Source organism: Pseudomonas sp. PvP089 (assembly GCF_017875165.1).
Classification (GTDB): Bacteria; Pseudomonadota; Gammaproteobacteria; order Pseudomonadales; family Pseudomonadaceae; genus Aquipseudomonas; species Aquipseudomonas fortuita.
Window position 1 is genome coordinate 3,450,392 of sequence record NZ_JAGGME010000001.1, and the last position, 19,650, is coordinate 3,470,041.

The 19,650-nt window shown below is 62.7% G+C and carries 18 protein-coding genes; all 18 read right to left on the reverse strand.

Annotation, left to right across the window (positions count from 1 at the left end):
* Positions 1 to 24: 24 nt before the first annotated feature.
* Positions 25 to 1,275: a helix-turn-helix transcriptional regulator gene (locus J3A71_RS15815; RefSeq protein ID WP_016486861.1), complete on the reverse strand. Its 1,251-nt coding sequence runs from the start codon at positions 1,273 to 1,275 to the stop codon at positions 25 to 27.
* Positions 1,276 to 1,323: 48 nt separating this feature from the next.
* Positions 1,324 to 3,714 carry an MMPL family transporter gene (locus J3A71_RS15820; protein ID WP_023049060.1) on the reverse strand — a complete coding sequence of 797 codons (2,391 nt, stop codon included), beginning with the start codon at positions 3,712 to 3,714 and terminating at the stop codon, positions 1,324 to 1,326.
* Positions 3,701 to 4,744: a YCF48-related protein gene (locus J3A71_RS15825; protein ID WP_016486859.1), complete on the reverse strand. Its 1,044-nt coding sequence runs from the start codon at positions 4,742 to 4,744 to the stop codon at positions 3,701 to 3,703. Before J3A71_RS15825 ends, J3A71_RS15820 begins: the two co-directional genes overlap by 14 nt.
* 142 nt (positions 4,745 to 4,886) lie before the next feature.
* Complete coding sequence (locus J3A71_RS15830; protein ID WP_016486858.1) at positions 4,887 to 6,095, reverse strand: acetyl-CoA C-acyltransferase; 1,209 nt, start codon at positions 6,093 to 6,095, stop codon at positions 4,887 to 4,889.
* An 8-nt stretch (positions 6,096 to 6,103) separates the two neighbouring features.
* Entirely contained in the window at positions 6,104 to 6,574 is a 471-nt protein-coding gene (locus tag J3A71_RS15835) for a MaoC family dehydratase (protein WP_016486857.1), read from the reverse strand.
* A gap of 9 nt (positions 6,575 to 6,583) precedes the next feature.
* A complete protein-coding gene (locus tag J3A71_RS15840; RefSeq protein ID WP_016486856.1) occupies positions 6,584 to 7,369 on the reverse strand; it encodes an SDR family oxidoreductase in 786 nt (261 codons plus the stop codon).
* 146 nt (positions 7,370 to 7,515) lie between these two features.
* The gene (locus J3A71_RS15845; protein WP_016486855.1) at positions 7,516 to 8,394 is read right to left on the reverse strand and encodes an SDR family oxidoreductase; all 879 of its coding nucleotides are present in this window, start codon (positions 8,392 to 8,394) and stop codon (positions 7,516 to 7,518) included.
* Positions 8,395 to 8,427: 33 nt separating this feature from the next.
* The gene (locus J3A71_RS15850) at positions 8,428 to 9,579 is read right to left on the reverse strand and encodes an acetyl-CoA C-acetyltransferase (protein WP_023049055.1); all 1,152 of its coding nucleotides are present in this window, start codon (positions 9,577 to 9,579) and stop codon (positions 8,428 to 8,430) included.
* Between the two features lie 3 nt (positions 9,580 to 9,582).
* Positions 9,583 to 10,641: an acyl-CoA dehydrogenase family protein gene (locus tag J3A71_RS15855; protein WP_016486853.1), complete on the reverse strand. Its 1,059-nt coding sequence runs from the start codon at positions 10,639 to 10,641 to the stop codon at positions 9,583 to 9,585.
* A 9-nt stretch (positions 10,642 to 10,650) separates the two neighbouring features.
* Positions 10,651 to 11,811, reverse strand: a complete 1,161-nt coding sequence (locus J3A71_RS15860) for an acyl-CoA dehydrogenase family protein (protein ID WP_016486852.1) — start codon at positions 11,809 to 11,811, stop codon at positions 10,651 to 10,653.
* Positions 11,812 to 11,820: 9 nt separating this feature from the next.
* A complete protein-coding gene (locus J3A71_RS15865) occupies positions 11,821 to 12,573 on the reverse strand; it encodes an enoyl-CoA hydratase family protein (RefSeq protein ID WP_016486851.1) in 753 nt (250 codons plus the stop codon).
* Positions 12,570 to 13,676, reverse strand: a complete 1,107-nt coding sequence (locus J3A71_RS15870; RefSeq protein ID WP_016486850.1) for a nitronate monooxygenase — start codon at positions 13,674 to 13,676, stop codon at positions 12,570 to 12,572. The genes J3A71_RS15865 and J3A71_RS15870 overlap by 4 nt, the downstream gene beginning before the upstream one ends.
* Positions 13,673 to 14,584: an enoyl-CoA hydratase gene (locus J3A71_RS15875; RefSeq protein WP_024717888.1), complete on the reverse strand. Its 912-nt coding sequence runs from the start codon at positions 14,582 to 14,584 to the stop codon at positions 13,673 to 13,675. Before J3A71_RS15875 ends, J3A71_RS15870 begins: the two co-directional genes overlap by 4 nt.
* A gap of 16 nt (positions 14,585 to 14,600) precedes the next feature.
* The gene (locus J3A71_RS15880; protein WP_016486848.1) at positions 14,601 to 15,398 is read right to left on the reverse strand and encodes an acyl CoA--acetate/3-ketoacid CoA transferase subunit beta; all 798 of its coding nucleotides are present in this window, start codon (positions 15,396 to 15,398) and stop codon (positions 14,601 to 14,603) included.
* Between the two features lie 11 nt (positions 15,399 to 15,409).
* A complete protein-coding gene (locus J3A71_RS15885) occupies positions 15,410 to 16,285 on the reverse strand; it encodes a CoA-transferase (RefSeq protein WP_016486847.1) in 876 nt (291 codons plus the stop codon).
* The gene (locus tag J3A71_RS15890) at positions 16,282 to 17,187 is read right to left on the reverse strand and encodes a VOC family protein (protein WP_060517742.1); all 906 of its coding nucleotides are present in this window, start codon (positions 17,185 to 17,187) and stop codon (positions 16,282 to 16,284) included. The genes J3A71_RS15885 and J3A71_RS15890 overlap by 4 nt, the downstream gene beginning before the upstream one ends.
* A 198-nt stretch (positions 17,188 to 17,385) precedes the next feature.
* Positions 17,386 to 18,333, reverse strand: a complete 948-nt coding sequence (locus tag J3A71_RS15895; RefSeq protein ID WP_095115429.1) for an OB-fold domain-containing protein — start codon at positions 18,331 to 18,333, stop codon at positions 17,386 to 17,388.
* A gap of 5 nt (positions 18,334 to 18,338) precedes the next feature.
* Complete coding sequence (locus J3A71_RS15900) at positions 18,339 to 19,550, reverse strand: thiolase family protein (protein ID WP_096426062.1); 1,212 nt, start codon at positions 19,548 to 19,550, stop codon at positions 18,339 to 18,341.
* Positions 19,551 to 19,650: the final 100 nt, after the last annotated feature.

The window sequence follows — 19,650 nt, forward strand, 5'->3', positions numbered from 1 at the left end:
GCGTTCGGGTAAGCGGGGCGAAGGTCAGGCGCTATTGCGCGCCGGGGTGGCCAGCTTCAACACCGGTTTTTCCGGCTTGTCGTTTGGCAGTGCTGCCAGTTTGGGCTTTCCCAAGGCAACCACACTGTTGAGAATGATGCGCACCAACTCCGTCTGGCGGCGCACACCCGTCTTTGAAAAGATCGAGCGCAAATGCGCCCGTGCGGTGTTGCGGCGCACATTCAATACTTCGGCGGCCTCTTCAAGCGACAGGCCGTTAGCCAGCTCCATGGCCAGTGCGGTTTCGGCCCGGGTCAGGTTGAACAGTTGCTTGGTTACCGTTTCGCTAGCCATAGAGCGGCCAACCGCGTCGCGGATGTATACCACCACCGCAGGTTTGCTCTTACCCTCGGCCCAGTCCTGGGTCGGAATGGCCTCGATCACTACCCCCAGGTTGACCTGGCCCGATGGCCTGGCCACCGACATCGCTTCGGCCGCAGTGCTGACCTTTTCGCTATTGACGTCACGCGCGAAGGCATTGCGTACCAGGCGCTGCAGTTCGCGGTTGTCGCTGGGATAGGTGGCTTCAAGGCGCCCACCCACCAGTTTCAGGCCGTCCGCCTGTTCCAGCAGTTCGCTGGCCACCGGGTTGAGGCGCAGCACGCTGCCACTCTGGTCAAGCACGATGGTGGCCACTGACAGGCGGCTGATGGCCTGGGCATACAGCTCGCTGATCGACTCGCTGCGATCGAGCAGGTTGTGCACGTGCATCGCACGGCGCAAATGCGGCAGGATCATTTCACACAGGGTGCGCTCGGAGGCGGTGAATTTCAGCGCGGCTTTGGGCCGGGTAATGCGAAACCGCAGCTTGCCGCCATCGGGAGTTGAAACGTCGGCACCCATGATGTGGTAGGTGTCGTGCACGGTACCGTAGGTCTTGTAGTAGACCGAATTGGCCCACTCGGCTTCGGTCATCAGGTCTTCGACGGTGAACACCTGGTCCATCGGCGGGTTGCTGAAGGGGGTAACAGCTTGTGGGTAGGCCCAGTAACTCACCTCCCCCTCGCCTTCGATGTCACCGACGACAATCATCAGGCCCAGGTCAGGTTGCTCTGGCACTCGCAAGATCAAGGTGACGTAATTGGCCTGATACAGGCTGCGTACGTGGCGCAAGGTCTTGGCCATCAACTTGTGGTTCAGCGAGCCGTCATAGAACTCGCCGATGAGCGTGTCATATTCAGCCAGCTCCATACCCATTTCTGCCAGCGCTCCAAACCCCACGGTGGAATTTCCCATCGCCCGTCTCCTCGCGGGGCACAGCCCAGGCCGTGCCCGCTTTTATTGTTATGATTCAAACACGTGCGCGCGCGCTGCACGGTTCGCTTTGACCGCAACCAGGGGTTTGCCGAGGTTGAACCAGGCGGCCAAGGCCGGCAGCAGGAAAATTGCCCCAAGTACATTGACCAGAAACATGAACGATAGCAAGACCCCCATATCGGCCTGAAATTTCAGCGGTGCAAAGGCCCAGGTGCACACCCCGATCGCCATGGTCAGGGCAGTGAAAACGGCCGCTGTTCCGCGTTGGCACATGGCCTGGTAGAACGCGTGGCGCAGGTTGGCGCCCTCGGCCATTTCGTGCTGGATCCGCTCATACAGGTAAATGCCGTAGTCAACCCCGACGCCAACCCCAAGCGCCATCACCGGCAGGGTCGCCACCTTCAACCCGATGCCAAGCATGGCCATCAGTGCATTGCACAGTACCGCCACGATGGCCAGCGGCACCAGGATGCACAACACCGCGCGCAACGATTTGAAGGTCAACCAGCAGAACAACAGCACCGAGCCAAACAACGCCACCAGCATCAGCACTTCGGCGCGCTTGACCGCATCATTGGACGCCGCCATTACCCCCACATTGCCACCGCCGAGAAAGAACCTGATTTCCGGCACCTGGACCTGGGCAATGATCCGCTTGGCCTCCTGGACCACATGCGAGACCGTGGCGCCATCGTGATCGGTGAGAAACACCAGAATCTGCATCTGCTGGCAGCCATCGGTCACCAGGCCGTCCTCGGGCATGTAGGCACGGGCACCTTGACTCAAGCCCCGGGCCGACCCAGGAATGGCCGCCCAACGTGGGTTGCCTTCGTTGTTGCCGGCAATCACCGTCTTGCCAAAGCCGGCCACCGACTGCACCGACTGCACGCCGGTGACGCTGCGCATCTGGAAGTCGAAGGCTTCCACCGCACGCATCACCGACGGTGACAGGCACGCCTCTTCCAGCCCCTGAGCCCGGACAAACACCGCCAGCACATCCAGGCCGATGGAGTAGCTGCTGACAATTTTCGTGTTGTCCTGGTTGTAACGTGACTCGGCGCGCAACTCTGGCGCGCCAGCACCGATGTCACCGACTTCCAGCTGCCGGGCCTTGAGCACCGCCACGCTCAGCAACATCAGGCTGAGCGCCAGCACCGCCAGGGCCGGGCGCGGTTCGGCCAGCGCCGACAAGCGCCACCACAGCGGGTGCCTTCCCTGCTGCTGGACGCACTCCTTGCTCAGCACACTACGCTCCAGGCGCAGGTAGGAAATAATGATCGGCAACATCAGCTTGTTGGTGATGATCATCAGCATCACGCCGATACAGGCCGTGACCCCCAGTTCATGCACGATAGGGATGTCGATCAGCATGATCACGCCAAAGCCCAAGGCATTCATCAGCAACGCCAGGGAGCCAGGAATGAAGATCTTGCAAAAGGCCAGTTGCGCCGCCTGCAGCGAATCCTTGCCGGCCAGCACTTCCTGTTTCCAGGCATTGGTCATCTGCACGGCGTGCGAAACGCCAATGGAAAAAATCAGGAACGGCACCAGTATCGACATCGGGTCGATACCCAGGCCCATCAGCGGTAACAAGCCCAAAAGCCACACCACCGGCAGCAAAGCCACCAACAGCGCCACTACGGTCAGGCGCAACGAGCGTGAATAGAGCCACAGCAGCAGGCCGGTGATCAGGAAGGCGACGACAAAAAAGCCGATCACGGTCATCAGCCCTTCGACAACATCACCCACCAGCTTGGCGAAACCGACAATGTTGATCTCGATCTGATCGCTGCTGTACTTGTCGCGAATGTCCTCCAGACGCTTGGCGACTTCAACATAACTGACCGATTTGCCTGTTTGTGGGTCAACGTCCTGTAAATCGGCACGGACCATCGCCGACTTAAGGTCATTGGCCACCAGCCGCCCGACCTGCCCGGAGCGCGCGGCGTTGCTGCGCACCTGAGCCAGGTCTTCGGCGCTCGCGGTGAAGCGTGGCGGTACCACCACATCACCAAAAAAGCCTTCTTCGGTGATTTCGATGTAACGCACGTTGGCGGTGAACAGCGAGGTTACGCTGGCGCGGCTGACGCCGTTGATGAAGAACACATCGTCAGTCACCTTGCGCAGCGTGTCGAGAAACTCGGGGTTGTAGATGTCGCCTTCGCCCTTCCATCTAACGCTCACCAGAAAGCGGTTAGCGCCGGTGAAGTACTGGCTGAATTCGAGGAAGTTGAGCATGTACTCATGCCGCACCGGGATCTGCTTGTTGAAGCCGGGGTCGAGCTGGGTGTGGGTAGCGCTGTAGCCCAGCCCCAGGGTCAGCAAAAGGAATACCGTCAACAGCAGTTTGCGTCGTGCCAACAGCAGGTCGGCGCAACGCTCGACCAAGCGCCCGGACCGCGCTTTAGCGTACTTCATGACTTTGCTCTCCTTTGCCCAGTGAGGCAACGCTGTTACCGTTCCCTTGGAAAACGCCCCGTTCACCGGCTACCAGCAACTGATCGGTGCCCACCACGATGGCTGAGGTCAAGGTGCCCAACCCCGGTTGCCGGGTGGTGCCGATCAAGCGGCCTTGTGCGTCCAGGCGCACCATCGAGCTGCCGCCGCCGACAATCAGTACGCCGCTGTGGTCTGGCAGCACAACATGGCCATAAAGCGGCTGGGTATTGCCGACCTTGATCGCCTGCCACTGCTCACCGAAGTTGTCGGTCACAAACACATGGCCGCGCATGCCGTAGGTCACCCAACGCTGGGCGCTCAGGCGAACCACGCCAAACAGTGAGCCGTTATAGAATGCCGGCAACTGTTGCCAATGCTGCCCGTTATCGGCGCTGCGCATGACCAGGCCCTGTTCGCCGACCAACATGCGTCGGCCATCGCTACCGCCATCCAGCGCATTGAGATGGGCACGGTCGACCTCCAGCGCCACCGCGCGCCAGCTGCGTCCGGCATTCTCAGACTGGTAGAACTTGCCGTAGCTGCCGAATACCACGACCTGCTCGCCACCGGCCGCCCATGCACCGAGCAACGGCTCGCCTGCTGCGGCATCAAATTGGACCTCTTGCCAGCTGCTGCCAGCGTCATTGGAGCGCAGAATCAGGCTGTCCTGGCCAACGGCTACCAATTGCTCGGGGTTCAACGCGGTCAAAGCCGTCAGGGAAATCTGGCGTTGCGGCTCGACCGTGGCTTGCTGCCAGGTGCGGCCGCGGTCATCGCTGATCAGGATGGTTCCGCGCTCACCCACCGCCACCTGACGGCTGCCCAGATTGAGCAGGCCGTTTATCTGCATGCGCTCGGTATTCAGCGTTGTCTGGGCGATGTTCAGCGCGCCGCGTGGGGTAAATGCCAGCGCAACGATTGCGGCGACCGTAATGCACACGAAATAGGCAATAAGCTTGGCGCATGGGCGACTGCGTGCAGCGACATCCAGGCGCTCGACAATAGACATACGGTCCACCCTCTTGTTCTTGTAGTCGTGAATCACCGCGCCACCCAGGCGCGGTGTCTGAGGTGTGTAGATAGTCCGTCTGCTCGACCTGCGGGACATCGTCCAAATGGCCTAACCCGGTGCCGATAGACAGAACCGCGGGTCAGTCCAGCTCGAACAGGCCCGCCGCGCCCATGCCCCCCCCGATGCACATGGCCACGACCACGTAGCGCACGCCGCGACGGCGCCCTTCCAGCAGGCCGTGACCGACCATGCGCGCACCCGACATGCCGAACGGGTGACCAATCGAAATAGCCCCACCGTTGACGTTCAGGCGCTCCGCAGAAATCCCCAGAGCGTCGCGGCAATGCAGGACCTGGCAGGCAAAGGCTTCGTTGATTTCCCATAACCCGATTTCGGCCACGCTCAAACCGAAGCGTTTGAGCAGTTTGGGCACCGCCAGCACCGGGCCGATGCCCATTTCTTCCGGCGCGCAGCCGGCCACGGCGATGCCGCGATACGTCCCCAGCGGCTTCAGGCCACGCCGGGCGGCCTCGGCGCGGCTCATCAGCAAGCTGGCCGAGGCTCCGTCGGAGAACTGTGATGCGTTGCCGGCGGTGATGAACTCGCCCTGCTCGACCCATTGGCCGTTCTTCCACACGGGTTTCAACGCCGCCAGGTCTTCGAAGCGGGTTGAAGGACGGTTGCACTCGTCGCGATCGGCAACCACCTGCTCATGGCCATCGGGCTGGCCTTCCTTGTCAAAGCGCAGCTTGCGCACTTGCAGCGGTACGATTTCTTCGTCGAACAGGCCATCGCGCTGGGCCACCGCGGTGCGCTGCTGACTTTGCAGGGAGTAGTCGTCCTGGGCCGCGCGGCTGATGCCGTAGCGCCGGGCAACGATCTCGGCGGTTTCGATCATCGGGATGTAGGCGCTTGGCATACACGCCAGCACCGCCTCCGACTGGTTGCGGTAGGTGTTCTTGTGCTTGTTCTGGGTCAGCGACAGCGACTCGACACCGCCGCCGATGGCAATGCTCATTTCACCGAGCAGAATGTTCTTCGCCGCCATGCCGATACTGATCAGCCCTGAAGCGCACATCCGGTCAAGTGCCATGCCCGGCACGCTGTCGGGCAAACCGCCGGTGTAGGCGCATAGCCTGCCAATGTTGTAGCCCTGGGTGCCCTGCTGTACTGCAGCGCCCATGATCACGTCATCTACCGCGCCAGGCTCGATACCTGCACGCTCGACCACCGCGCGTACCACATGGCCGCCAAGCACCGGGGCTTCGGTGTCGTTGAAAGAGCCGCGAAAGGATTTGCTCAGTGCAGTACGGGCAGTCGCTACGATTACAACGTCTTGCTTGTCCATGAACAGCCTCACTCGGTGACGGGATTGAAGGTGTAACGGCTGATGGTGTCGACCACGCAGCCAGGGCGTTCGGCGCCCTCGATCTCGACGCTGATGCGCACCACCAGCTGAACTGCGCTGCCGATCAGCTCGGCACTGATGACCTGCCCTCGGCCGCGTACCCGCGCACCGACTTTCACCACGGCGGGGAAACGCACGCGGTCGGTGCCGTAGTTCACCCCCATGGCCATGTTGTCGATGCTCATCAACTGCGGCATGAACAGGTTGGCCAGGGCCAGGGTCAGGTAGCCATGGGCGATGCACGCCCCGAACGGGCCATTGGCGGCGCGCTCAGGGTCGACATGTATCCACTGCTGATCGCCAGTGGCTTCGGCGAACAGATTGACCCGCGCCTGGGTCAGCTGCAGCCAGTCGGTGACGCCCAGGTCCAGGCCCTGGGCCTTGAGCATTTGCTCGGCGCTACTGAATCGGGTGCTCATGGGGTGCCCTCAAGCCTGTTGTGAACTGACCGACAGCACTTCGCCGACCATGTAGGAGGCGTAATCGCTGGCCAGGAGGATCATGACGTTGGCGACTTCCCACACTTCAGCGGCGCGGCCAAAGGCTTCACGATCGGCCAGTTTGGCCAGCAGTTCTTCGCTGCTGGCTTTCTTGAGAAATTCGTGCAAGGCAATCGACGGCGACACGGCGTTGATGCGCACCCCGCTTTCGGCGGCTTCCAGCGCACTGCAGCGGGTCAGCGCCATGACCCCGGCCTTGGCGGCGGCGTAGTGCGCCTGCTCTTTCTGCGCACGCCAGCCGAGTACCGAAGCGTTGTTGATGATCGCCCCGCTCCCTCGGCGCTCCATGTGCGGCAGCATCGCGCGGGTCATGCGGAAGGTGCCGGTGAGGGTCACATCAATTACCCGCAGCCATTCCTCGTCGCTCATCTCGGTGACCCGCCTGGAACCACCAAGGCCTGCGTTGTTGATCAGCACGTCGACGCCGCCAAGGGCCTGTTCGGCGGCGGCGACCAGGGCTTGCACCTCGGTTTCGACAGTGACGTTGCACAGCTGGCCGTACACGGCCTGCAAGCCGGTGTCGGCCTTGAGCTGTTCCACCGCCTGCTCCAGGCGCCGGGGATGAACATCGGAAATCATCAGGGCGCGGCAGCCTTCTTCGGCGCAGCGCTTGGCCACGGCATAGCCGATGCCAGCGCCAGCGGCGGCAGTGATGAGCACGGATTTGCCAGCCAGCAACTGGTGGCCTGGCACATAAGGAGGGGCTTGTTTCACGCGGTATACCTCTGACAGAAAACAGGTTGTCGACAGGTATAAAGGCCGCAGGGGGCAGGCACATCGTCAAAACGGACGGGGTCGGTTGTGGCAAGGCAAAAAGAGGCAGGCGCCGGTAATGCCGACGCCTGTGCATCAAGCTGCGCTCACGTACCCCAGACCTTTTGCGCCTTGGGTGCTTCGCTGAGGATCGCATCGACCGCCGCCCCTAGTTCAGCGACCTGCCATCGCGCCCCCTTGTCGCGGGTGACGCCGGTACGCCAGCCATCACCGAGGGAGATCCGGCCGCCCTGGCTCTCGAACAGCTGGCCACTGACATGTCCGGACGCCTCACTGCCCAGCCATACCACCAAAGGTGCGACGTTCTCCGGCGCCCAGGCGTCGAAGCTGTCGTCCTCGGGCTTCTTGACCATGTCCGGCATTGCGCTTTCGGTCATCGCCGTACGCGCCGCCGGGGCCAGGGCGTTGGCGGTGACGCCATAGCGGGCCAGTTCCGCCGCCTGCACCAGGGTCAGGGAAGCGATACCGCCTTTGGCCGCTGCATAGTTTGACTGCCCGATCGAGCCCTGCAAACCGGCGCCGGAACTGGTATTGATAATACGCGCCGCCACCCGGATACCGGCCTTCGCCTGATCGCGCCAGCGCCGGCCGAGGATGTTGGCCAGGCAGTAATGCCCCTTCAGGTGCACGCGCATCACCATGTCCCAGTCCTCTTCCGACAGGCTGATGAACATGCGGTCACGCAAGACCCCGGCGTTGTTGACCAAAACATGCACTTCGTCGAACGCCGCCAATGCAGCATCGACGATGCCTTGAGCGCTGCTCAGGGTGGTGATGTCGCCATCGTTGGCGATTGCTCGGCCACCCTGGGAGCAAATCTCGTCGACCACTGCCTCGGCGGCCTCGCGACGAATGTCATTGACCACCACATTGGCGCCTTCGGCGGCAAATGCCAACGCATACGCGCGGCCCAGCCCGCCACCGGCACCGGTGATGATCGCAGTACGACCTGCACAGATTCCCATAGGATGTTTTCCTGTTGTTGAGTGTGGGTAGCTTCAAAGCCGTTCGATGATGCTAACGTTGGCCTGGCCGCCGCCTTCACACATGGTCTGCAGGCCATAACGCCCGCCGGTGCGTTCAAGCGAATGCAGCAAGGTGGTCATCAAGCGCGCACCGGTAGCGCCCAGCGGGTGGCCAAGGGCGATGGCGCCGCCATTGACGTTGGTGCGAGCCGGGTCGTAATCGAGCTCCTTGGCCCAGGCCATGACCACCGAGGCAAACGCTTCGTTGATTTCCACAAGGTCGATATCAGCCATGCGCAGGCCAGCCTTCTTGAGCGCCGCACGGGTGGCTGCAATCGGTGCCGTGAGGTGCCAGATCGGGTCGTCGCCGAGCACCGACAGGTGATGAATACGCGCCCTGGGGGTCAGGTTGTAGCGCTTGAGCGCCGCCTCCGATACCACTAGCAAGGCCGCGGACGCATCGCAGGTCTGGCTCGATACGGCGGCTGTGATCGACGGGAACTCAGCGCTCACAGGCTCCAGGCTGGCCATTTTCTCCAGGCTGCTGACCCGCGGCGTTTCATCAAAGGCCAGGCCTTCACAGGCAACGATCTCGCGGGCGAAATAGCCGGCTTCTGCAGCCGCCAAGGCGCGACGATGGCTTTCCAGGGCAAACACTTCCATGTCTTCGCGGCTGATCTGCCAGTGATCGGCGATGCGCTGTGCGGCGTAAAACTGATTGACCGGCTGCTGCCCAAAGCGCGCCTGCCAGCCTTTGCTGCCGGAAAACGGGTCACTGAAGCCCAGCGGTTGGCCAGCGAGCATCGCCGACGAGATCGGGATCTGGGTCATGGTCTGCACACCACCGACAGCCACCACCTCCTGCATGCCACTCATCACCGCTTGCGCGGCAAAATGCAGCGCCTGTTGCGACGAACCGCACTGCCGGTCGACCGTGGTGCCCGGCACGTTCAGCGGCAAGCCGGCAGCCAGCCAGCTGGTGCGAGCGATGTCACCCGCCTGCGAGCCGATGGCGTCGACACACCCGAAAATCACGTCGTCATACGCGTGGGCAGGAATGGCGTTGCGTTCGACCAGCGCTTTCAACACATGCGCGCCCAGGTCAATGGCATGCACGTGGGCCAGACTGCCTTTGCGTTTGCCCGTGGGGCTGCGCAGGGCATCGACGATATACGCTTGGGGCATGGCTCAGTCCTCGAAGGTGGCGCCCGGCCCAAGCCGGGCTTCATCGCTGAGCACATAGGCGGCGACGCGGGTTTTATGGGTGGCACGGTCGCCCCAGGACGGGTCCAGCGACCACACGCGCTTCATGAACATCTGCAGGTCGACCTCCCAGGTGTAACCCATGGCACCGTGCACCTGGATACCGTGGCGCGCCGCCAGCCAGCTGGCGTCGCAACAGGCCAGCCTGGCCTGCGATACATAGACATCGGCGCGGCGATCCCCCTGCGCCAAGGCATAGGCCGCGCGATACAGCACAGGTTTGGCGAATTCGATCTTGCTGGCGATATCGGCCAGGTGATGCTTGACCGCCTGAAAGCTGCCGATCGGCTTACCAAATTGCTTGCGCTGGGCCACGTAGTCCACCGACAGGTCGAGGATTCGCTGGGCCAGGCCGAGCAGTTGCCCGGCAACCGACAAGGCGCCGCGGTTCAAGGTATCGGCCCACAAGGCCCGCCCCTGTTCGCCGCCGATCAGCAAGGTGTCGCGTGTTGGCTGCCAGCTCACCAGGCCCAGGCGCCTGGAGGCATCGATACTGGCGTTGGCCTGCACATCGACCTGCGCGCGCGGCACCGCATGCACCTCATCGCCCTGGGCAAGGATCAGCCACTCTGCCAGCGGTGCATCAGGCACCAACGGGTTGATCGGGTGGCCGATAGCCAGGCGCACGCTGCCATCGGCGATGCGCGGCAGCAGGCGGGCTTTGACCGGGCTGTCGTCTGGCAGGCCGTTGAGCAGCCCGGTGACCACATAAGCCGTGTCGGCCAGCGAGTCCGGGATGGCGTAGTAGCCCAGCTCCTGGGTCATCAGTGCCCAGGCCACATCGTCCATGCCCAGGCCACCGAACTGTTCGGGCACCGACAATGCCGTCAGGCCCTGTTGGGCTATCTTGTTGCGCAAGTCAGCGGAGCGGCCTGTATCGGTTTCCCAGATCTCGCGCAGCATTTCGGGCGCCGCCTCGGTCATCAGGAAACGGCTGATAGCTTCGCGAAACGTGAGCTGATCATCGGTAAAGGTAAAGTCCATGGCCGGCTCCTATTTCGGCAGGCCGAGCATGCGCTCGGCGATGATGTTGCGCTGGATTTCGTTGGTGCCGGCGTAGATCGGCCCGGCCTGGGCGAACAGGAAGCCATCAAGCCAGCCGCCTTCGACCGCTTGCGCAGCACTGCTCAACAACTCCCCGTGCGCACCCAGGATGCGCATGGCGGTTTCGTGCATCTTCAAGTCGAGCTCCGACCAGATGATCTTGTTGATGCTCGACTCGGCGCCGATTTGCGCGCCACGGCTCAAGCGCCCGACGGTGTGATAGGACGACAGCGCGTAGCCTTCAGCGCCCAGCCAGGCCTCGACAACCGCTTCGCGGATGCTCGGGTCGCGGTCGGCGCTCTGGCGGTTGGCGTTGTACAGCTGTATCAACTTGCGCGCCGTGGCCTGGAAGCGTGCCGGCGAACGCAACAGCAAACCTCGTTCAAAGCCGGCGGTGGCCATCGCCACATGCCAGCCCTGGCCTTCGGCACCAATGCAGTTTTCAACCGGCACGCGCACGTCGTCGAAAAACACTTCGGCAAAGGTGTTCTTGCCGTTCAGCGCCTTGATCGGCCGGATGGTCACGCCCGGGGCATCGAGCGGCACCATCACGAACGACAAGCCGTTGTGCCGGGTCGAGGCCGGGTCGCTGCGGAACAGGCCAAACAGCCAGTCGGCAAACAGTGCGCGGCTGGACCAGGTTTTCTGCCCGTTGAGCACATAGTGATCGCCATCACGGATGGCCTTGCTGGTGATCGCGGCCATGTCGGAGCCGGCATTGGGCTCGGACCAGCCCTGGGCCCACATGTCGACACTGGACGCCATGCGCGGCAGGAAGCGCTGCTTCTGCGCCTCGGTACCGAACTCCATCAACGTTGGGCCGAGCAGCAGCTGACCGTTCTGGTTGATACGCATCGGTGCGTCTGCGCCGTAGTACTCTTCCTCGAAAATCAGCCACTCGATCAGGTCGCAACCGCGCCCGCCGTAGGCCTTGGGCCACATGACCATCGACAGGCGCTGCTCGAACAGCTTCGCCTCCCAGGCCCTATGCTGCTCGAATCCTTCCCGGGTGTCGTAGTTGGCCAGCGGCGTAGTCGGCTGATTGGCCGCCAGCCATTCACGCACTTCCTCACGGAAGGCCTTCTGTTTGGGGGTATAAGCTAGTTCCATGGCACTCTCTCAGAACTTGGCGTCGCGTTTTTCGACGAAGGCGCGGCGGGTTTGCGCAGAATCCGGACTGGTGTAGGCCTGCAGGGTCAGCCCCTGCTCCCAGCGGTATTTGTCTTCCAGGTTGCCGTCCTCGATACCGTTCAGGGCTTCCTTGGCGATACCGATCATCACCGGGCTCTTGGCAGCGATTCTGGCGGCAATCTCCAGCGCGGTTTCGCGCAGCTGCTCTTTGGGCACCACGCGCTCGATGAAGCCATACTGCGCAGCCTCGGCGGCGCCGATCTTGTCGCCGGTGAAGAACAGATAACGAACCTTCTGCACCGGGAACAAACGCTGCAGGTGGGCGCCGCCGCCCATGGCCCCACGGTCAACTTCGGGCAAGGCAAAGGTGGCGCACTCTGAGGCCACGACAATGTCGGCAGCACCGGTAATGCCGACGCCACCACCGAGGACGAAGCCGTGCACGGCGACGATGACCGGCACAGGGTTGCGATGCACCGCCTTGAACGCCGCATAATTACCGGCGTTGACCGCTACGATGCGTTCGGGGTGGGCGTCCAGTTCCTTGATGTCGACACCGGCGCAGAAACCACGGCCTTCGGCACGGATGACGATTACCCGGACGTCGGGGTTGGCGCCCAGGGCTTCGACCTGATGGGCCAGGTCCATCCACTCCTGGCTGCCCAGGGCATTGACCGGCGGTTTGGCCAGCACCAGCTCGGCAATGCCCGCCTCGATCTGTGTGGTAAATGCTTGACTCATGAGGGTGTTCTCCAAAGTTCGGCAGGCTGATGCTCGCTACGGCAGGCCAACAGGGCTTCCAGGCAGCGTTCGGCTTCCTGGGCAATTTCTTCGATCACTTGCTGGCAACTCTTGAGTTCGCCAATGGCGGCGGCTACCTGGCCGCTGGGCAGAATGCCTTCGTCCGGAACACCGTCGATCATCGAACGCTGCAGCAGTACCGGCTGGTTGGCGGCCATCAGCGTTTGCGACAGCGCGCCGGGGTCTTCCTTGAGTGCCTGGCGCAGCACACCGAACAGATGGCTCAGGCTCATTCCGGTTTGCTGCTTCCATTTCCAGGCGCTGCGCAACGCGATGCACAGGCGCCCGAAAGACCCGGCCTGCTCCAGGCGGTTGATAAACGGGTTCTCGATCATGCGGTGGCGCATGCCATCTACCGCCGTGGTCACCCGCACCCGTTGCGGGTCGTTGACCTCGAGGTAATGCACCAAGGTGCTCGACGGCGTAGGCGAGTCCCGGGTCATCAAAAAGCGCGTGCCCATGGCAATACCCACAGCGCCGGTCGCCAGCGCGCCGGCAAGGCCTCTGCCGGTGGAGTAACCACCTGCGGCGATTACCGGGACCGACACCGCCGCGAGCACCTGGGGCAACAGGATCGAACTGGGCACACCACCGGTATGCCCGCCGCCCTCGCCGCCCTGGATGGTGATCATGTCCGCGCCCAGCTCCACCGCCTTCAGGGCGTGTTTGAGTGCACCCACCGTCGGGATGCACAGCACCCCGGCAGCCTTGAAGCGGGCGATGGTCTGTTTGTCCGGGCCACGTCCGTAACTGACCGCCCGCAAGCGGTAGCGAATCGCCAGGTCAACGCATTGGGTCGCGTTTTCCTGGAACATATGGAAGTTCAGGCCGAAATTGCTGCCACCGGTGGCGGCAATTACCTTGTTGATCTCGCCTTCCAGGGCATCGGCCGCAATCGTGGCCCCGGCCAGAAAACCGAAACCACCGGCGCGGGTTGTGGCAATCACCAGGTTGGCGTCTGCCACCCATCCCATGGCGGTCTGCACGATCGGGTAGCGGCAGCCCAAGGCTTCGGTCAGTGGCGTACACAACCAGCGGCTCATGCCTGCTCTCCACTGGCGGCAGCCTTGTTGGCCTGGGCCATGGCCTTGGCATCGAAGCCGCCCAGCTTGTCACCCGACAGCAGTTCGTTGTGGGCATGGGCGAAGTGGTGCCAGGCAAAGGCGGCGTCCATCGCCGTGCGTTTACCCTGCAGATCCTCGACGTGGTTAATGGCCTGCTTGGTCAGCGCAAGGCCCATTCGCGGCTGCCGGGCAATACCGGCCGCCAGCGCATAGGTGCCCTGCTCCAGTTCCTCACGGGGCACTACCCTGTTGACCATGCCCATCTGGTAGGCACGCTCGGCACTCATGCGATCGCCGGTGAACAGAAACTCCTTGGCGATGCGTGGGTTCAGTTCATACGGGTGGGCAAAATACTCCACCCCCGGAATGCCCATACGTACCACGGGGTCCTGAAAAAACGCATCATCGCTGGCCACGATCAGGTCGCACACCCAGGCCAGCATCAGCCCACCGGCCACACACGCACCCTGGACCATGGCAATGGTCGGCTTGGGCAGCTCACGCCAGCGCCGGCACATGCCCAGGTACACCTCTTGCTCGCGGGCATACAGCTGCTCGGCGCCGGGCTTGTTGGTGTGATCCCACCAGAGGTGTGCACGCTCGAACGGTTTGTTGATATCGCGCCCGGGCGTGCCAATGTCATGGCCGGCCGAAAAATGCTTGCCCGCCCCGCGCAGTACAATGACCTTGACCGCATCATCGTTGACAGCCTGGCGCAGCGCCGCATCCAGCGCATACGTCATCTGCGAGTTCTGCGCATTGTTGAAGCCTGGCCGGTTCATGGTCAGCGTGGCGATACCCTCTGCCACGCTGTACAACACCGGTTCCTGCGTTTCGTACACCGAGTGGTCTGCACGCTCGACGAATTCACTGTCAGGGCTGTTCATGCTCATGTCCCTCGCCTTACGCCAGGCGTATGCCAGCCGGGTTGCCCTTGATCGCCGAACTGCGCAGATCATGGGGGTCGAGCCGACGGATCAGCGCCAGTTGCTCAGGCGTCGGGTGTACGGTTTCTTTCAGCGACGCTGACTTGAGCAGCGGGAAACCGGTGTTTTCCTGCACCTGCTCAAAGCTCACCCCCGGGTGCAGGCTGCGCACCTGCACCGCGCGGTCCGGGCCGTCGAAATCCATCACACACAAGTCGGTGATGATCAGGCGGATGTCCATCAGGTCGCGACGTACGCCTTTTGGCCAGCGGTCGGCCTTGAAACCGACACCGGAGACCATGTCCACTTCGCCGCTGACGAACACGCGGGTGTTATGGTTGGGTACAAAGAACGAGTTGATGTGATTGATGCTGTTGCCGGGCAAGCCGCGCACACCCAGCATTGCGGCCTTGGGCTTGTGGTAATCGCCCACGCAAGAAAGGTTGCTCTGGCCCCAGCGGTCGATCTGCGTCGGGCCGATCATGGCGTGACGGCGGCCACCCCAGACGCACTCGAACACCCGTTCGAAGGTCAGCGAGCCCGAATATTTGGGCACATGATCGCCACGCGGCCCCAACGGGATCGGTTCTTCGACCAGGTAGGCCTCGCTGTCGGTCATCAGCAGTTGCGGGCTGTGGCTGAGTTTGGCCAGGCTGGCGCCCAGGCGCGGGATCACGCCCAGGCCCGAGGCGATCAGCTCGCCGTTGTCACGCCAGGCTTCGCTGGCCGCGACAATCATCAGTTCCGCGAGGGTGAATTCACAGGTAGTCGACATTTTCATCCTCCTCAGAATACTGGCAGGGCCAGGGAGCCCATGCGTTCGGCACCGCCGTTCTGCTCTTGATAAGCCCGCTCACCAGCCGCCACATACTGCGCAACATAGGCCTGCCAGCCGCCCTCTTCACCGGCACTGGCGGCATAGCGTTTGAGGTGGCTCAGGTCCCAGCCATACTCGGGCTGGCAGGCGGTCGGGTGGGCGCCGAACGGTGCATGGATCACGCCACTGACCAGGTACCGCTCAAAGGTGTTGCAGCGTGCCTGTTCGGTGGTCAGTTCCAGTCGTTCGTGCAATTGCTCGCAAGACACGAAGCACTGCTGGGCCGCGCGAGCGAACAGGTGGTCGAAATACGGGTCTGGGCCGGTCACCAGGGTGTTGCCCAGGCGGTCGGCGACGTTGACGTGGACAAACGCCACGTCCAGGTTCAGGGCGGGCATGGCCAGCAGCACTTCACCGTCGTCATACGGCGACTGGATGGTTTTAAGTTCAGGGTTCAACCGTGTGACATCGGTGGCCAGGCCGCAGCGGGTCGGTAGAAACGGCAAACGCATGGCCGCTGCACGCAGGCCCCACTGGAACATGCCTTCATCCACCTCTAGCAACTCCAGCCCACCGGCTTCGCGGGCTTTGCGGTAATAGGGTTCCAGCGGAATGGCATCGAGGGTGGCAAAGCCGAACACCAGCTTCTTGACCTTGCCCTCCGCACACAGCATGCCCACTTCCGGGCCACCGTAGGCGACCACGGTCAGGTCCTTGACGGGGGACCGCAGAATCTCGCGCACAACCGCCATCGGCTTGCGCCGTGGCCCCCAGCCGCCGAAGCCGATGGTCATGCCATCGCGCAGGTGCGCCACGGCATCGGCCGCCGTCATTTGCTTGTTCATTGCACATCTCCTTGCTGTTGGCCGACGGAAAAGTCATGCCCCCACAGGCTTACCCGGGTAAATTCGAAGGCCGAGTGCTCAGCCCAGTCCACTTGCAGGCCGCCGTAGCCGTACTCCAGGTCGAAGCCGGACGGGGTCTTCATGTAAAACGAGGTCATCCGGTCATTGAGGTGCTGACCGAGGGTCGCCGACAGCGGCACGTGATGGGCCAGGCGCCGGTCATGGGCGCGGCCCACTTCAGTCATCGAACCCACTTCCACCATCACGTGCACGCAGCCTGAAGGCACCGCGTACTCCGCCAGCGCCAGCGAGTGATGGCGGCTGTTGCGGCAATGCAGGAAGTGAATGCGGATTGGCGGTGCTGCCGGGTCGGGGCGAAAGTTGAAGATGTCCGACAGCTCGAAGCCCAGCACGTCCTTGACGAAGGCCAGGGTCGCGTCAAAGTCCGGGGCCGGCAGCACGGTATGGCCCAGGCCCATGTCGCCGGTGACAAAACCCGGTACGCCTTGCGGCGAAATGAACGGCAGGCAATCGGAACGGTGCCCCCAGCTCAACTCGTGGCGGTTGCCGGAGGGGTCCAGGACACTCACCAGTGCCTGTACGCCACGCTGCTCGATCTCGGCGGCAGAACCTGCTTGCCAGCGCACACCGTTTTGCTCCAGTGCCTGCAATGCGGCGTTGAATGCCCGCTCGCTGGCCAGCTCCCAGCCTGAGGCCAGGTACCCTGCCTTGGCGCCTTCGACGATGAGCATGCGAAACGGCCGATCGTCCATCTTCACGTACAGTCCGCCACTGGGCGCGGGCACCACCATCATGCCCAGCACGTCTTCGGCATAACGTTGCCACTGACTGAGGTTTTCGATTTGAGCGACAAAGTAGCTCAGCCCCCGGATATCCATCATGCCCTGCTCCTCAATGACTGGACCGTTGTTGGTCTTCATTGTGCTGAGGGCAGGCCTGGTGCTCATCGTCCGTTGAGACTAAGCAGTTGATCTATCGGGAGTACTGAAATGCAGGCGGTGGAAACAGGCTTGCCCCGCGACAGTGATGCGCAGGCACAACGCATCGCATCGCAGGGCAATCTCGCGCCTTCGGAGGGGTTACATGTACAGGATTACCAGGTCGTTGATGACCGAGGGCCGATCACTGCCGACGACGTGGGTATTCACCTCCAGGGTCAACTGGGTGCCGCGCTTGACCCGCGCCACCTGCTTGACCCTGGCCCGTGCATGAACCCGCGAGCCCGCCGGCACCGGCGCCGGGAAGCGCAGGCGGTCGGAGCCGTAGTTGACCATGGTGCTGAAACCGGTGATCTCATAACCCAGCGCCAGCTTGAGCCGCGACTGCAACACCTGTACCAGCGCGCCGTGGGCAATGGTGCCGCCAAACGGGCTGTCCTTGCGTGCACGCTGCGGATCGGTGTGAATCCAGTAGTCATCACCCGACAGCGCGGCGAAGGCATCGATCAGTGCCTGATCGATGACAATCTGGTTGCTCCAGGGGCTGAAGGTTTCATTGACCAGGCTCTGCAGTGCCACCTCATCATCCATGGCGACCAAGCGCACAGATGCTGCTTCACCCTGCTCCGGCGGTTGCGCCTGAGGCACGCCGTTGTAGCGCTGTAGCGCCGTGCTGTCCTGGTCCGGACCGGTAAAGCGCAGTAAACGCGTACCCTTGGCGTCGACTTCGGCAAACACCGGTTTGAGCCGCATGCCGATGCGGATCTGATCCTCTTCAAGCCCCACCAGGGTGGTGTTGATTCGCACGCCTTCGTCCAGTTCGATGACGGCCAGCTTTTGTGGCATCTCATCGGCAAAATCCGGCAACGTGGCAATGCGTGCCACGGTGAAGCTGTACAGGGTGGCGCTACCACTGACTTCGCGCCAGCTCAGGTCATGGGCCAGGCACTGCGGGCAGTGCCTGCGCGGGTAGAAGACCCAGTGTTCACAAGCATTACACTGTTGTATCAACAGGCGCTGTGCCTTCAGGCCTTCCCAGAACGGCGCGGAAATTTCAGTCGGCACCGGCATTGGCTTATTGTTCGACATGCGGGTCATGCTCCCTGAAGTATCAACGCGGCCTGCTCACTCATCACGCCACCGGTGCCGGACACGTAGACAGCGTCGCAGCGTTCAAGCTGGCGCTCCCCCGCCTCACCGGTGATCTGCGTGACAGCCTCGATCACCTGTGACATGCCCCCGGCAGCGCCGGCCTGGCCGAAACTCAACTGGCCACCGTGGGTGTTCATGGGGAAATCGCCGCGCCAGGTCAGGTCATGCTCGCGAACAAACTGCATGCCCTCACCCTTGGCACAGAAGCCGGCGTCCTCCAGGGTCAGCAACGCGGTAATGGTGTAACAGTCATAGATCTGCGCCGCATCGACATCGCCCGGTTTGAGCCTGGCCATCTCGAAGGCGCGGCGCGAAGCAGGCCCAATCGGGGTGTTGAGCATGTTCTGGGCATACGAAGGTGACTTGAACGCCAGGTGCTCACCGAAGCCTGTGATGAATGCCGGGCGCTTGCGTGCACGTGCGGCCACTTCTTTGGAGGCAATGATCAATGCCGCGCCACCGGCCACCGGCATGACAATCTCGAGTACGTGCAAAGGATCAGCCACACGCTTGCTCGCCAGCACCTGCTCGATCGTCAACGGCTGGCCATGGAACATCGCCTGGGGGTTGGCCAAGGCATTGGTACGTTGATCAACGGCAATCTTGGCCATGGCCACCGGGTCGTAACCGTACTGCGCGGCGTAGCGCTGGGCGATCATGGCGTAGCCGGTGTTCTGGCCCATGTGGCCGTAAGGCAGATCGAACTCCGCCTCTGGCGCGCCAAAGGCGGTACTGTGACCGCCGTAACGCATGGCGCGGGCCATTACCCCGGGATCTTCGTCGGGGCCCATCGGCGCCAGGCGCGCCGGCATCACACACAGCACCGCCTGGCACAGGCCCAGCTCGATCGCCGCGGCCGCGCGCCAGACCATACCCACTGCGGTACAACCACCAAGGTCGACCACTTCGGCGAAATTAACAGACAAACCCAGGTATTCAGCGGCCATGGCCGGCACGAACACCGAAGCTTCGTGGAAGTGCGGGCCATTGATCACCAGGCCATCGAGGTCGTCGGCACGCAAGCCGGCGTCGTGCAGCGCCTGCGCTGCCAGGTCGGCCACTTGCTCAAGATGGAACATTCGCGGCGCTGTGGCGTACTTCTCGGGTTTGTATTGCGCGGCGCCGACAATCGCCGCATGACCTTTAAGACCCATGTATCCCCCACTCGAAGGCTGTGTGCTTGAGGTTTTTGTCTTGCGACCATGCCACAGGTGCCGTGGCGAGTGATCGTCCATTTTGACTAGAACAGCGGCC

Excerpts from the sequence above, each read along its gene's own strand:
- J3A71_RS15815 (WP_016486861.1), bottom strand. The coding sequence starts at position 1,275 with ATGGGAAATTCCACCGTGGGGTTTGGAGCGCTGGCAGAAATGGGTATG.
- J3A71_RS15820 (WP_023049060.1), bottom strand. The coding sequence starts at position 3,714 with ATGAAGTACGCTAAAGCGCGGTCCGGGCGCTTGGTCGAGCGTTGCGCC.
- J3A71_RS15825 (WP_016486859.1), bottom strand. The coding sequence starts at position 4,744 with ATGTCTATTGTCGAGCGCCTGGATGTCGCTGCACGCAGTCGCCCATGC.
- J3A71_RS15830 (WP_016486858.1), bottom strand. The coding sequence starts at position 6,095 with ATGGACAAGCAAGACGTTGTAATCGTAGCGACTGCCCGTACTGCACTG.
- J3A71_RS15835 (WP_016486857.1), bottom strand. The coding sequence starts at position 6,574 with ATGAGCACCCGATTCAGTAGCGCCGAGCAAATGCTCAAGGCCCAGGGC.
- J3A71_RS15845 (WP_016486855.1), bottom strand. The coding sequence starts at position 8,394 with ATGGGAATCTGTGCAGGTCGTACTGCGATCATCACCGGTGCCGGTGGC.
- J3A71_RS15850 (WP_023049055.1), bottom strand. The coding sequence starts at position 9,579 with ATGCCCCAAGCGTATATCGTCGATGCCCTGCGCAGCCCCACGGGCAAA.
- J3A71_RS15855 (WP_016486853.1), bottom strand. The coding sequence starts at position 10,641 with ATGGACTTTACCTTTACCGATGATCAGCTCACGTTTCGCGAAGCTATC.
- J3A71_RS15860 (WP_016486852.1), bottom strand. The coding sequence starts at position 11,811 with ATGGAACTAGCTTATACCCCCAAACAGAAGGCCTTCCGTGAGGAAGTG.
- J3A71_RS15865 (WP_016486851.1), bottom strand. The coding sequence starts at position 12,573 with ATGAGTCAAGCATTTACCACACAGATCGAGGCGGGCATTGCCGAGCTG.
- J3A71_RS15870 (WP_016486850.1), bottom strand. The coding sequence starts at position 13,676 with ATGAGCCGCTGGTTGTGTACGCCACTGACCGAAGCCTTGGGCTGCCGC.
- J3A71_RS15875 (WP_024717888.1), bottom strand. The coding sequence starts at position 14,584 with ATGAACAGCCCTGACAGTGAATTCGTCGAGCGTGCAGACCACTCGGTG.
- J3A71_RS15880 (WP_016486848.1), bottom strand. The coding sequence starts at position 15,398 with ATGTCGACTACCTGTGAATTCACCCTCGCGGAACTGATGATTGTCGCG.
- J3A71_RS15885 (WP_016486847.1), bottom strand. The coding sequence starts at position 16,285 with ATGAACAAGCAAATGACGGCGGCCGATGCCGTGGCGCACCTGCGCGAT.
- J3A71_RS15890 (WP_060517742.1), bottom strand. The coding sequence starts at position 17,187 with ATGATGGATATCCGGGGGCTGAGCTACTTTGTCGCTCAAATCGAAAAC.
- J3A71_RS15895 (WP_095115429.1), bottom strand. The coding sequence starts at position 18,333 with ATGTCGAACAATAAGCCAATGCCGGTGCCGACTGAAATTTCCGCGCCG.
- J3A71_RS15900 (WP_096426062.1), bottom strand. The coding sequence starts at position 19,550 with ATGGGTCTTAAAGGTCATGCGGCGATTGTCGGCGCCGCGCAATACAAA.